Genomic DNA, 13,719 nt, shown 5'->3' on the forward strand with positions numbered 1-13,719 from the left:
ATTATAAGTATACGGCACAGATATCTCTCCTTAATTATGGTTTCGTCGCTTATAATTATAGAGATATTTGTGCTTTTTTTGTATTCAAACATAAAAAAAACGATTGATGATTTTACTCACCAACCGTTAAAAGTGTACAGCCATTTTTAATTAAAAGACTGAGAAAAGGAGAATCATTACAAAAAAAGAATGCATTTGAAGCGTTGCTAAAAACGCAATATCCACTCGCATTTAACATTGCATTGAAAATTATGAAATTTTTACAGCAAGAATTAAATGTCAAAATCTATGAAGCTGAAGTGATTTATTTAACTTTGCATGTTTATCATTTTATGGAAAATCAAAAAGTTGAATGAGATTCTGAATAAATAGTAATTACACTTAGATCATGAACTAATTTGAATATATAACACATAAACATCCGGATGCCACTAAATGGTATCCGGATGTTTATGTGTGTTCATCTAAATAAACCATTTGATGCAAGCACATCCTTAATTGGTTTATTTTTTGTGCTTATCATGAAGTGTGATTCTAATTTTTCCATATTCTTGCTGATGATATGTATCGAGTGGTTTGTTAATTTCAATTTCTATGCTTTTGAATTGTTTTTAAGTTTCTAATTTAATATGAGCATATCCACATTTTTTTGTGCCAACATCTAACTCATCGACTAATAAAGTGTTTTTTGGCATATTTAAAACTTTACTTATTCTATAGTTATTTTTACATCACCAGTAAATTTTATAGGTATTGTTGTTTCATTAATGACCTCACCAAAGTAACCTAAATAATGTTCATGCGCTTTTGAATTTTCAACAAGTAAATAACTAAATTCCGTCTTGAAATCTTTAGTATTTGTTGAAGTGATACCATTTGCAAATGACATTGGGTCTGTCATTTCTGTCTTAGAATTTTTAGTGTAACTACAACTAGTTAAACTGAGTAGAAAAACCAATAAAACTATAATTATCTTTTTCAATGAAATACTCTTACATTTAACTTGTGTTATATATATTGGGTTATTATACTATTTGCAGAATTTTAAATAAAGAAATTTTTATGACTATCAAATGTCCCCACATTAAAATAATCATATTTACAAATATAATACCTTATTAAAAAATAATAAATCGTAATGTTTATTTAAGTACGCTTAATTTATTATATAATCAATTGACTAATCGTAGGAAACAGGAGTCCGAAACAAAAATAGATGTTTCGAACTCTTGTTCAATTAGTCCATATATAATTGAAGTGAAGAAGCGCTTATATCAGCTTATTATTTAGAATCTACTATGACAGTATTGGCTATGAAAGCGACTTAATTAACATTACTTCCTGATTGACGTATTTTAAAAAGAAAATAGACTATAGATTTATCTGAATATGATTTTTATGAACATTACATGCGTTAAAGTGTAAAATAAATATGTCTAATAATAGGAATGTGATATGATGGGAACGAAGCAATTAAGACGATTAAACCATTCTATGATATAATGTTGTACAGAATATTTATCGAATAGAATATATAATTGTAAATTCAAAGCATTAAGTTAAGGTATGGTGAGTAATATATGTCGAATGAAGACAATGTAAGACAAGATGAAAAAAAGAAAAAAGAAAAATTAAGACTTAGTTTTCCTGAAACCCGCTTCATGAAATTTATGGGGGGGAAAGACTTACTATTCGGTTTGTTTATGCTAATACTCTTAGGTATTGCAATATTCATATTTGATCAAGTATCTTATATATTCAAACCATTTATAATCGTGTTTAATACAATTGCAGCACCGATTATTGTATCTATTATTTTGTATTATTTGTTAAATCCATTAGTCAACTTAATGGAACGCTATAATATATCACGTTTATGGGGCGTTATCATCTTATTCTTGGTCATTATTGGCGTGATTGCCTTAGCAATCAATTTATTGATACCTGTCATTGGAACTCAGTTTAAAACTTTTGGCAACAATTTCCCTTATTATGTGGATAAAGTAAATCAATTTATTGATAATGTTACTAAGAATTCCTTGATTTCTAATTTTTATGGACAAATTCAAACTCAATTAGATGATTTAGCTAAAAAGTTACCGTCTATGGTTTCTGATTATTTTAATGGATTTGGTTCGAAGATCAGAAATTTTGCTGAAGCTATTGTTAACGTAGGTGTTGTCATCGCTACGACGCCATTCGTATTATTCTTTATGCTTAAAGATGGTCATCGTTTCAAAGATTTTTCAACAAAATTAATGCCACCAAAATTCAGAAAAGATTTTCATGATTTGTTAGATAAAATGAGCGTTCAAGTAGGTTCGTACATACAAGGACAAATTATTGTGTCATTTTGTATCGGTGTGCTACTATTCATAGGATATAGTATTATTGGATTAGATTATAGCTTGATTTTAGCTTGTATTGCAGCAGTGACAAGTGTTGTGCCATACATTGGCCCAACGATTGCTATATCACCAGCGATTATTATCGCGCTCATTACATCTCCAATCATGCTATTAAAATTGATTGTCGTATGGACAGCAGTTCAATTTATTGAAGGGCATTTTATTTCGCCGAATATCATGGGTAAAACATTAAAAATACATCCATTAACTATAATCTTTATCTTGTTGAGTGCTGGGAACTTATTAGGTGTTGTAGGTGTAATACTAGGTATCCCTGCATATGCGATATTAAAAGTACTCGTGTCGCATTTATATGCTATGTTTAAACGTAGATACAACAAATATTACGGTGAAGATGCTGGTGAATATGAATTTGCATCTGAGGAAGACGCACGATAAAGTGTCAATATTACATTATTGAATTTTCGTGGATAGCTATTAATTAGCATTGATAGTGAACACTAAAAGTGCAGTATATATGATCGAGTTCTAAATTTGGTCTTATATTACTGTACTTTTTTATTTATATAATTCAACTAACAATTATGTTAGAATATATTCTTAAAAATTCATTTCTTATGTTTTATTATTGTGCTATATTTTTATTGAAGATTAGATTATCAAAAAGTGAAGTGAAAACATGTCTAAAGAAATGAGAAATAGGCTATTTTCTATATTGAAAATAGTTTTCGCGGTAGCATTATTTATTATTGTAGTATTTACATTTTATAAAGAGTTATCGCATATAAATTTAAAAGAAACGTTACATTCGTTCGGAAAGATAAATAGAGTATCGCTCGTGTTGCTATTTTTAGCGGGTGGCGCCTCTATTATTGTGCTTTCCATGTATGATGTCATATTAGCAAAAACGCTAAATTTAAAAATATCATTATTAAAAACTGTACGCGTTGGTTATATCGTTAATGCTTTAAATGCAGTTGTAGGATTCGGTGGTTTCATAGGTGCAAGTGTCCGATTCTTATTTTATAAAAATGCAACTGAAGATAAAAAAGCACTCGTGCATACGATATCTATTGTATTAATTTCAATGTTAACTGGACTAAGCTTATTATCAATTTTAGTAGTGTTACATATCTTTGATGTATCGCATATTTTTAGTCCTTATCCATGGATAAAATGGTTGATGTATGTGGTTGCACTATTTTTACCAGCTTTTGTAATCATGACAATTTTAAAACCAGTACAAAAAACACATAGGCTTCTAGGCGTTTATTGTACAATCGTCTCAGGTGTTGAGTGGTTTGTGGCCGCATTGGTTTTATACATGGCTTTAATGATGGTTGGAGTACAATTACCGTTCTCAACATTTATGGGTATTTTTATAATAGCTGCTTTAACAGGTTTAATCAGTTTTATTCCTGGTGGATTTGGTACGTTTGACCTTGTTGTACTATTAGGTCTAAAACATATAAATGTTTCTAAAGAAGAAATTGTTTTAGCATTATTATTATATCGTTTTGCATATTATCTATTCCCTGTGTTGGTTGCACTGATTTTATCAACATTTGAATTCCGTAGTACTGCCAAACGCTATTGGGAAGGTTCTAGAATTTCAGTACCAGTTAAAGATATGTCATCGCTTTTAGCGTCATATCAAAAAGATATTATTGCACGTGCACCTTCATTTTCCATTGCAGTACTGCTGTTATTTACAAGTTTGGTGTTTTTCCTAAATAACTTAACAATTATCTATGATGGTTTATATGATCCAAATCATTACATTTACTATATCATCGTTTCAGTACATACTTGCGCCTGTTTATTATTATTATTAAATGTTGTAGGTGTCTATCGCTTATCTAAGCGTGCGATTTTATTTTCTATTATTTCGATTGTTTTAATATTTATTGCAACTGCATATACGTATGCATCATTTATGCTGCTAAGTTGGCTTATTGTCATGCTGATATTGTTATTAGTCTTTTATAGAAGAGCACGCGTAATCAAACGACCGTTTAGATATAATAAATTACTGTTAAGTTTTGCTATTGGAGCAATTATTTTGTATATTAATCATTTAGTTATTTCTACCACTTTCTATACATTAGATATTTATCACATAGAAGTGGACACTTCTATTCTAAGATATTATTTCTGGTTTACAGTTTTGCTAGTTGCTATCATTGTTGGAGTAATTGTTTGGTGGTTTGAGTATCGTTATAGATTATCAAATAAACGCGATGACATCGATACGTGTACAACTATTGTAAATCAATACGGTGGTAACTATTTAAGTCATTTGATGTACAGTGGTGATAAGAAATTTTTTATTAATGAAAATGAAGATGCATTTTTAATGTATCGCTATCAACACAATGCATATATTGTGTTAGGTGATCCAATTGGAAACCCTGATGCTTTCCATCAATTGCTAGAAGTATTTTATCGTGAAGCAGAGTATTTGGGTTACGATATTATTTTCTATCAAGTAACAGAGCGTAATATGTCTCTGTATCACAGTTTTGGCAATCAATTTTTTAAATTGGGTGAAGAGTCTGTGGTAGACTTAACGACATTTACCACTTCTGGTAAGAAGAAACGTGGTCTGCGTGCGACGCTTAATAAACTAGATGACTTGAAAATTAGTTTTGAAGTATTGGAGCCACCATTCTCACAAGATTTAATTAATGAGTTAAAACAAATCAGTGATGCATGGTTAGCAGATAAAGAGGAAATGCATTTTTCTGTGGGTAGTTTCGATGAAAATTATTTATCACAAGCACCAATTGCTATATTAAAAGATGAAAATCAATCTATAATTGCATTTTGTTCATTGATGCCTACGTATTATAGAAGTACGATGTCTGTAGATTTGATTAGATGGAATCCTGAGATAGAATTGCCATTGATGGACGCACTATATTTAAACATGTTGCTGTGGTCGCAAGCTAATCATTATGAACGATTTAATATGGGCATGGCTACGTTGTCTAACGTTGGACAAATCCCTTATTCATTCTATGGTGAACGAATAGCTGGACGAGTATTTGAACACTTTAATGGCTTGTACAGATTCCAAGGGTTAAGAAGGTACAAGGAGAAATTTAATCCAAATTGGGAACCAAGATTTCTTGTATATCGAAAACGTCATTCATTATGGGTGAGTATGTTAAAAGTAATGCGTGTTATTAGAAAAAGTAAATAAGTAAACGAAGCACCCCACATGCCATATTCATGTGGGGTGCTTTAAGGAGTTTTTAGTGCTTAATGGTTTTTGTAGTTAATCGCTGGAGAAGTCATTAACTACGTAATAAACTAACGGTGATATTGACTAAATATCATTTTGACTCTAACGATTTGAATTTCTAATTACCTCTTATTTAGGTATATTCATAATATATCATCAATGGAAAACGCTTTCAATGAGGTTGTACAATATTAATTTATTTATTATGGTTATTTTTTCTTTATAATTGCATTTTGAAACATAAGTGTACTTTTACTTTTTTGGTGTTTGGAACTGTAATTATGCTATATTTGAATATTTAAAATATCGAACACATGATTTACCGTTTGATCACTATAGGCAATTAAACCTATCTCTCTTACATTATTTGCTAGTGGTTGATATTTTAAGTTCATTGTTTCCACTTTTTTAGCTAGTGATTGAGGAATGATTGTAATGCCCTGATTACTTTTTATGCTAGCAAATATAGACTCTAAATCAAATTTATATACTAAATTTAGTCTTTGTTCAGAAAATGATTTTTTAATATATGTTAATGTGTCGCATGGTGAATTTAGCACAAAAATGTTATGAAGCAAAATATCATTTAAATTAACTGTATTTAATTTATTTAAATGATTATGTTCTGAGAAAACAACCATAAAAGGTTCTCGATACAATGTTTTAGTCGCTAATGGTTGATGCTTTATTGTTGTTGTATCACCAATAATGATATCAACCTCACCATCATATAGGTGTTCTAACAAGTTGTGGGTATTACTTTCTATTTTAGTTGATATGCCTTTCTCTAATAATTGTTGATGACTATGTTCTAATTTGTATAATGAAAAGCTAGGGAGAATGCCAATTCTAATTTCTGACTCATTTGATTGTGTAGTTATTTTTTTCAAAGATTCTAATTCTTTTCGCATAAACTTAAATTTTTCTAAAACAAGCTCACCATTTTTATTCAGAAATATGCCTCGAGATGTTCTATAGAATAAATCACACCCAAAATATGTTTCTACTTGCTTGATGCGTTTACTTAATGCGGGTGTACTAATATTAAGTAAAGTAGCAGCATGATTGAGACTTCTACATTCTGCTACTTTTATGTAATCTTCTAAGTATTCAATATTCATTTATACGCTCCCTTTTAACAGATAATTAATACCTCATTTAATTCATTCATTATTCTTTTAACATCTATATCATATTACACTTAATCCATAAAATTAATGAAGATGCTTATAAAGTAAGTACTTCGATGAATAGTTTTCAAATATTAGTGATGGGATTGGTTTAATGAGGAAAATATGGGTTTTAGCATTGGGTATGTTTGCTTTAGGTATGGATACATATATTGTAGCTGGTATATTGCCAGAAATGAGTAGAGATTTTAATAAGACCAATGCAGAAATTGGTCAAGGTGTAACAGTTTTTACATTATGCTTTGCTTTGTCTGCACCTATTTTTTCAGCAATTCTAGCAAAATATTCTGTGAAAAATATATTATTGATTGCATTGTTCATTTTTGGACTCGCAAATATTATGACTATAGTCGCTCCAAACTATTCAATATATATCATATCAAGATGTATAGCTGGACTAGGCGCGGGAATCTTTTCGCCTATGGCAGTGAGTGCAGGGAGTTACTTAGCTGATACGAAAAATAAGGGGAAAGCATTAGCGCTTGTTGTTGGAGGTATGAGTATTGGTACGGTAATTGGTGTACCTGTTGGTTTGCAATTAGCTAGCATCATGGGTTGGCGTTTCTCAATCGGCATCATTGTTGTGCTTAGTATATGCGCAATTATTTGTATTTTCATTTTATTACCTAATTTTAAAATACCTGCGCCTCCGAGTATGGTAACAAGATTTGCATTGTTTTTAGATATTCAAGTTCTAAAAGTCATCGCTGTAACAGTTTGCGCAGCGATAGCCAGTTTAGGTTTGTATACTTATCTTGCAGAAATTATTTCAAAATCTATTTTAGCAGACAATATTGCTTTATTTTTGACCACGTGGGGCATTGGTGGTGTGTTAGGAAGTTTAATGGTAAGTATGGTTATAGATAAATTTAAGAACACTCAAATATTAATGTTATTGATTTTAATATGTTTAGGTTTTAGTATATTGCTCATTCCTGTATTAATCGAAGTACCATTTTGGGGACTTTTACCTTTTTTATTTTGGGGTGCAATGGGTTGGGCTACTCAAGCCCCTCAACAACATATTTTATTACAAAATCATAAGGAGCATGGGAGTACTTCAGTAGCATTAAATAGTTCTGTAAACTATCTAGGTAGTGCAATGGGTGCCGCGTTAGGTGGCTTTATACTTATTCAGGGAGGAACGGACGAGGTATTAATTTATGGTGCGTTAATTATTATCGTTATCGGTATTATCATTCAATTATTTAATATATTTAGTAGTAATCCTTAAAATGAAATGACTTCTTTAAACTGGGGCATAAATTTGTGCTTCAGTTTTTTTATGTTAAAAATTATAACTGTATGATTGAACAAATTTGATCTGTGTGATGTCCATTGTATTTTATTTAAATAGATGTAATTAATATTTTTTTCATATAAAGAGACTATTAAATAAATAAAATTCATGGTAATATGAAAACGGTTACACAAAGTGGGGTGGTTTTTATGTCGACGATTAAAGAGGTTGCGCAATTAGCAGGATGTTCTGTTGCTACAGTTTCAAGGGTGATTAACAACAATGGTTATGTGAAGGGAAAAACTAAAGAAAAAATAGAAAAAGCAATTCAACAATTGAACTATCAACCAAACGAAGCAGCACGCACGTTATTTAAACAGAAATCAAAAATAATTGGCTTGTTACTTCCAGATATTAGTAATCCATTTTTCACTTTAATTGCAAGAGGTGTCGAGGATATTGCTGTAAAGTATGGTTATCAAGTGTTAATAGGTAATAGTGATAACGATAGTGAGAAAGTCAAAACGTATTTATCAACATTTGTATCATATAATTGTGCGGGATTGATATCGACTGCATTGAATGAACGTGATATTGAAAATATATTAAAGCCTATACGAATTCCATTTGTCTTTATTGATCGTACGAATATTGAACATGGTGGTATAGCTACGAATCATTTTGAAGGTGGTAAGTTGCAAGCTAAGATTATTCATAAAGGTAATGCGAAAAATGTATTAATAGTACATGAAGACCTTGAAATTAGTGCATTTAAACAACGTATTGAGGGGGTTGAATGTGTATTAAATGAATATGATGTAAAATTCATGAAAATGTGCGCGCAAGCGATTGATGATAATGATAAATTGATTGACTGCATAGAGCAACAACAAATAGACAGCATCATTTGTAGCAATGATTTATTAGCAATTAAAATTTTAGGGCTCATCCAACAATCTGGTTATGTAGTACCAACAGATATTCAAGTAGTTGGTTATGACAATATCCCATTTTCAGAGATGACTTTTCCACAAATTACTACAATCGATCAATCCGCATATCATTTGGGGGAATTAGCAGTGTCCCAATTGCTAAATCTAAAAGGTGATCAAACGTCACAATTACATAATGAGATAGCCCTTTTAGTTAGAAAACGTGCAAGTACTAGACATTAAGGCGAAATATGTAACGGGTTACATATAAGGAGGAATAGCGTCATGTATAAAACAGGTATTTTAAATAGCGAAATATCGAAATTGTTAAGTGATTTAGGACATACGGATCAGATTATCATTGCAGATTGTGGACTTCCTGTTCCACAAGGTGTTAAGAAGATTGATCTTGCTTTGGAGTTTGGGACACCTTCATTTTTAGACGTTTTTCATTTAATAAAAAAGCATATGGTCATAGAATCCATGACAATTGCTGATGAAATGGTTTCAGATAATAGAGCAATATATTCACAATTAGTTACTGAAAATATAAATATTACAACAAAATCACATCATGATTTAAAAGTACATAGTAAAAATGTAAAAGCAGTCATTCGAACTGGCGAAGCAACTCCATATGCCAATGCTATTTTAACGAGTGGCGTCTTATTTTAAAGGAGGTTAAACGATGATACAAATGCAGCAAATTCACAAATCATTTGGACAAAATAATGTGTTAATGGGTGTGGATTTTGAAATTGGTGATGCTGAAGTGCATGCGCTTATGGGTGAAAATGGTGCAGGTAAAAGTACGTTGATGAAGATTCTTACAGGCGTTCATGAAGCGGATAGTGGTAATATTTTTGAAAATGGTGAACCACTTCGATTTAAAAATACGAAAGATGCTGAATTAAATGGCGTGTCTTTTATACAACAAGAATTAAATATATGGCCTAATTTAACAGTGCTAGAAAACTTATTTTTAGGTAAGGAACCAACCAAATTTTTAGGAATTATAGATACACATACGATGAAATTGCAAGCAAAGGCACTATTTCAAAAACTTAATATCGATGTTGATTTAAATCAGATGGCGGGATCTTTATCCGTCGGGATGCAGCAAATGTTAGAAATTAGTAAGGCACTGATGCAAGACTCTAAAGTAATTATTATGGATGAACCGACTGCCGCATTGACAAATACAGAGATAGAAGTTCTGTTTAACCAAATCAGAAAATTAAAAAGTGAAGGTGTATCGTTTGTTTATATTTCACATAGAATGGAAGAAATTTTTAATATTTCTGATCGTATTACAGTCATGAGAGATGGACGGTCTATCTTAACTTCTGCAACTGAAGATACGACAACGTCTGAAATTATCAAAGCGATGATTGGTAGAGATCTAGAGCATCAATATCCAACAAGACAATATAATCAGGGAGTATGTGTATTATCTGTCAATAAGCTGTATTCCTCTGAGCGTAAATTAAAAAACATACATTTTGACTTACATAAGGGTGAAATACTTGGATTCAGTGGTTTGATGGGAGCGGGCCGCTCAGAAATTATGCGTGTACTTTTCGGATTGGATAAAGGAGATATACAGGTGACATTGAATGATCATGTTATTCATATCAATAATCCTAATCGAGCTATTCAAAATGGCTTAGCATTTATTACAGAAAATAGAAAAGAAGAGGGGCTAGTGCTTCAAGATTCTATATTAGAAAATATTTCATTACCAGCATTAAAAAGTTTTTCGAAATCGGGATTTTTAACAGAACGTACGATGAAGGATTATACAGAGAAAATGATTCAACGTTTAAACATCAAAGGTAAACAAGATGATAGTTGTATTGACCTATCTGGAGGGAATCAACAAAAGGTTGTGCTTGCAAAATGGATTGCCACAGCACCACATGTATTAATATTAGATGAACCGACGAGAGGTATTGATGTTGGGGCAAAACGTGAAATTTACCAATTGATGCATGAGCTCACGGAACGTGGAATGTCCATCATCATGATTTCATCAGAGTTACCTGAAATTATAGGCATGAGTGATAGAGTTGCTGTGGTGCATGAAGGCAATATAGCGGGTATTTTAGAAAAAGATGATATCTCAGAAGAGCATATTATGACTTTAGCTACTGGAGGGAAAATTAATGAAACAGTCTAGTTTATCATTTTCATATTTAGAAAAGATTATTCCATTTATTGGATTGATTTTATTGGTAATTATAATAAGTGTTTTAAATAGTGCATTTTTGGAACCGTCAAATTTGTTTAATTTATTACGCCAAGTATCGATTAATGGGTTAATCGCATTTGGTATGACTTTTGTTATTTTAACTGGGGGAATTGACTTATCAGTGGGTTCTACGCTTGCTTTATCAAGTGCTGTGATTGCGATTACGATGATGTCGGGTGTTGATTCAATTATTGCACTATTAGTTGGTTGTATATTTGGGGCTATTCTGGGTGCTGTTAATGGGCTGTTAATCACATTAGGTAAAATGGCACCATTTATTGCGACATTGGCTACAATGACCGTTTTTAGAGGTGTTACTTTGGTTATAACGGATGGTAATCCTATTACGAATTTAAATGGTAATTATGCATTTCAACTATTTGGTAGAGGTTATTTTTTAGGAATACCTGTGCCCGCCGTTACAATGTTTATCACGTTTATTATCCTTTACATTATTTTACATAAAACTGTATTTGGCAGACAGACGTACGCAATGGGCGGTAATGAGAAAGCTGCTTTTATATCCGGTATCAAAGTTAATAAATTAAAAATTATGATTTATAGCTTAGCGGGTTTGATGTCCGCAATGGCAGGTGCAATATTGACGTCGCGTTTAAACTCAGCACAACCCACTGCGGGTATGTCTTATGAACTCGATGCTATTGCCGCGGTAGTACTTGGTGGTACATCTTTAACAGGCGGTAAAGGACGTATACTTGGTACTTTAATTGGTGTGCTAATTATTGGTGTTTTAAATAATGGCTTAAACTTATTAGGTGTTTCTTCATTTTATCAACAAGTGGTTAAAGGTGTCGTAATTATTATTGCAGTATTAATTGATAGAAAAAATAAATAGGATGGGTGATGTTTTAATGAAAAAGATAGTTATAAGTATAATTGCAATGTTGCTCTTTCTTACAGGGTGTTCATTAGAATCACCTTTGGAAAAAAATGATAGTGGCAAGTCAAATAAGAAAAAAGAAGATATTGTCATTGGTGTGAGTATTTCTACGCTGAACAATCCGTTTTTTGTAAAAATTAAAGATGGTATTGAAGCAGAAGCTAAAAAGCAAGGTATTAAAGTTAAGTTTGCTGATGCTCAAGATGATGCTGCTAAACAAGCGAATGACATCGACGACTTAATTCAGCAGAATGTAGATTATCTTATTGTAAACCCTACAGATTCTGATGCTATTTCAGGTAGTATTCAAATTGCAAATGATCAAAATATACCTGTAGTGACATTAGACAGGGAAGTCGCTAAAGGAAATGTTGCCTCATTCATTGCTTCAGATAATGTTAAAGGTGGCGAAATGGCTGGAAAATTAATTGTAGAGAAATTTGGCAAAGATACTAAGGTTGCAGAATTAGAAGGAATTCCTGGTGCAAGTGCTACGAGAGAACGTGGCAAAGGTTTTCATAATGTTGCAGATGATTCATTAGATGTTGTATCAAAACAAAGTGCTAAATTCAATCGGACAGAGGGGCTAAATGTCACACAAAATATTATGCAGGCTCATCCTGATATCAAAGCTATCTTTGCTCAAAATGATGAAATGGCACTTGGTGCCGTGGAAGCGGTAGGAAATAAAGATATTAAGGTTATTGGTTTTGATGGTAACGAAGACGCGATTAAATCAGTAGATAATCAAAAATTATACGCGACTGTAGCCCAACAACCTCATTTGATGGGGGCAGAAAGCGTTAAGACCGTGATAGATTTGATTGAAGGTAAGAAAGTTGAAAAGAAACATAAAATTCCTTTAGAAATGAAACAACAAAAATAAAAATATTGTCGTCATGACATAATTAAACCGGATGCAGCATAGGCTGCTCCGGTTATTAGTTATGGTCATTATTTTTATAATTTTGACGGTCTTGTTGTTCTTGCGCATAACGTTCAGGATTTTTCTTATAAAAATCTTGATGTTCAGGCTCGGCTTCATAGAATGTGGAAGCAGGTAAAATTTGTGTAGCAATTGCTTTATCCTTATTGATTGTTTGTTTTAATTTTTCAATATATTCTTCGGCAACTATTTTTTGATCTTCATTTGTATAGAAAATAGCCGTTTTATATTGTTCGCCTCTATCTTGAAATTGACCATTAGCATCAGAAGGGTCTATAACAGAAAAGAAAATTTCTAATAATTTGTTATATGAAAATAGCGCAACATCATATTCTATTTCCACTGTTTCTAGATGTCCGGTGTTTCCTGTCTTGACTTGTTCGTATGAAGGATGTTCCACATGTCCCCCCATATAGCCTGAAGTGACTTTTTCAATACCTTCAAAAGTATCAAAGGGTTTGACCATACACCAGAAGCAACCTCCAGCGAAGTATGCTTTATTTATATTCATGATTAACTTCCTTTCCATATTAGACCTTAGTACCATTTATTAAGATATTACTTGATTTTTATACACTTTTTATATAACTTTAATATATGTTAATTATAGTACATAGATGTGCAATTTTGAAGATATAAGGTT

At 31.7% G+C, this 13,719-nt stretch carries 12 protein-coding genes; 9 read left to right on the forward strand and 3 right to left on the reverse strand.

Annotated elements, in window-relative coordinates; all coding sequences use genetic code 11:
• Positions 1-149 precede the first annotated feature (149 nt).
• Positions 150-356, forward strand: coding sequence for a PRD domain-containing protein (locus BJS11_RS13970; protein WP_374699942.1), 207 nt, complete (start codon positions 150-152; stop codon positions 354-356).
• Between the two features lie 353 nt (positions 357-709).
• Here BJS11_RS13970 and BJS11_RS11435 read toward each other — a convergent pair whose 3' ends face one another.
• Complete coding sequence (locus BJS11_RS11435) at positions 710-982, reverse strand: hypothetical protein (protein WP_069996428.1); 273 nt, start codon at positions 980-982, stop codon at positions 710-712.
• A 598-nt stretch (positions 983-1,580) separates the two neighbouring features.
• Here BJS11_RS11435 and BJS11_RS11440 point away from each other — a divergent pair.
• Both BJS11_RS11440 and mprF read left to right on the forward strand, forming a co-directional pair.
• Positions 1,581-2,807, forward strand: a complete 1,227-nt coding sequence (locus tag BJS11_RS11440) for an AI-2E family transporter (protein WP_069996429.1) — start codon at positions 1,581-1,583, stop codon at positions 2,805-2,807.
• Positions 2,808-3,048: 241 nt separating this feature from the next.
• Positions 3,049-5,574, forward strand: coding sequence for a bifunctional lysylphosphatidylglycerol flippase/synthetase MprF (mprF, locus tag BJS11_RS11445; RefSeq protein WP_069996430.1), 2,526 nt, complete (start codon positions 3,049-3,051; stop codon positions 5,572-5,574).
• 326 nt (positions 5,575-5,900) lie between these two features.
• Here the strand turns inward: mprF and BJS11_RS11450 are convergent, their stop codons facing one another.
• Positions 5,901-6,737, reverse strand: a complete 837-nt coding sequence (locus BJS11_RS11450) for a LysR family transcriptional regulator (RefSeq protein WP_069996431.1) — start codon at positions 6,735-6,737, stop codon at positions 5,901-5,903.
• 163 nt (positions 6,738-6,900) lie between these two features.
• Between BJS11_RS11450 and BJS11_RS11455 the strand changes: the two genes are divergently transcribed.
• The 6 genes from BJS11_RS11455 to BJS11_RS11480 all read left to right on the forward strand — a co-directional run bounded on the left by BJS11_RS11455 (position 6,901) and on the right by BJS11_RS11480 (position 13,016).
• Positions 6,901-8,040, forward strand: coding sequence for an MFS transporter (locus BJS11_RS11455; protein ID WP_069996432.1), 1,140 nt, complete (start codon positions 6,901-6,903; stop codon positions 8,038-8,040).
• Positions 8,041-8,255: 215 nt separating this feature from the next.
• Entirely contained in the window at positions 8,256-9,221 is a 966-nt protein-coding gene (locus BJS11_RS11460; protein ID WP_069996433.1) for a LacI family DNA-binding transcriptional regulator, read from the forward strand.
• A 42-nt stretch (positions 9,222-9,263) separates the two neighbouring features.
• A complete protein-coding gene (rbsD, locus tag BJS11_RS11465; protein ID WP_070014098.1) occupies positions 9,264-9,653 on the forward strand; it encodes a D-ribose pyranase in 390 nt (129 codons plus the stop codon).
• Between the two features lie 13 nt (positions 9,654-9,666).
• Positions 9,667-11,157 (forward strand): sugar ABC transporter ATP-binding protein, encoded by a 1,491-nt coding sequence (locus BJS11_RS11470; RefSeq protein WP_069996434.1) that lies wholly within the window; start codon positions 9,667-9,669, stop codon positions 11,155-11,157.
• Entirely contained in the window at positions 11,144-12,085 is a 942-nt protein-coding gene (locus BJS11_RS11475) for an ABC transporter permease (RefSeq protein ID WP_069996435.1), read from the forward strand. Before BJS11_RS11470 ends, BJS11_RS11475 begins: the two co-directional genes overlap by 14 nt.
• 16 nt (positions 12,086-12,101) lie before the next feature.
• On the forward strand, positions 12,102-13,016 hold the full coding sequence (locus BJS11_RS11480) for a D-ribose ABC transporter substrate-binding protein (protein WP_069996436.1): 915 nt from the start codon (positions 12,102-12,104) through the stop codon (positions 13,014-13,016).
• A 55-nt stretch (positions 13,017-13,071) separates the two neighbouring features.
• Here the strand turns inward: BJS11_RS11480 and msrA are convergent, their stop codons facing one another.
• Positions 13,072-13,587 (reverse strand): peptide-methionine (S)-S-oxide reductase MsrA, encoded by a 516-nt coding sequence (gene msrA / locus BJS11_RS11485; RefSeq protein ID WP_069996437.1) that lies wholly within the window; start codon positions 13,585-13,587, stop codon positions 13,072-13,074.
• Between the last annotated feature and the right edge of the window lie 132 nt (positions 13,588-13,719).

Origin of the sequence: Staphylococcus caeli (genome assembly GCF_900097965.1) — a bacterium.
Classification (GTDB): domain Bacteria; phylum Bacillota; class Bacilli; order Staphylococcales; family Staphylococcaceae; genus Staphylococcus; species Staphylococcus caeli.

Excerpts from the sequence above, each read along its gene's own strand:
- rbsD (WP_070014098.1), top strand. The coding sequence starts at position 9,264 with ATGTATAAAACAGGTATTTTAAATAGCGAAATATCGAAATTGTTAAGT.
- BJS11_RS11455 (WP_069996432.1), top strand. The coding sequence starts at position 6,901 with ATGAGGAAAATATGGGTTTTAGCATTGGGTATGTTTGCTTTAGGTATG.
- msrA (WP_069996437.1), bottom strand. The coding sequence starts at position 13,587 with ATGAATATAAATAAAGCATACTTCGCTGGAGGTTGCTTCTGGTGTATG.
- BJS11_RS11480 (WP_069996436.1), top strand. The coding sequence starts at position 12,102 with ATGAAAAAGATAGTTATAAGTATAATTGCAATGTTGCTCTTTCTTACA.
- BJS11_RS11475 (WP_069996435.1), top strand. The coding sequence starts at position 11,144 with ATGAAACAGTCTAGTTTATCATTTTCATATTTAGAAAAGATTATTCCA.
- BJS11_RS11460 (WP_069996433.1), top strand. The coding sequence starts at position 8,256 with ATGTCGACGATTAAAGAGGTTGCGCAATTAGCAGGATGTTCTGTTGCT.
- BJS11_RS11440 (WP_069996429.1), top strand. The coding sequence starts at position 1,581 with ATGTCGAATGAAGACAATGTAAGACAAGATGAAAAAAAGAAAAAAGAA.
- BJS11_RS11450 (WP_069996431.1), bottom strand. The coding sequence starts at position 6,737 with ATGAATATTGAATACTTAGAAGATTACATAAAAGTAGCAGAATGTAGA.
- mprF (WP_069996430.1), top strand. The coding sequence starts at position 3,049 with ATGTCTAAAGAAATGAGAAATAGGCTATTTTCTATATTGAAAATAGTT.
- BJS11_RS11470 (WP_069996434.1), top strand. The coding sequence starts at position 9,667 with ATGATACAAATGCAGCAAATTCACAAATCATTTGGACAAAATAATGTG.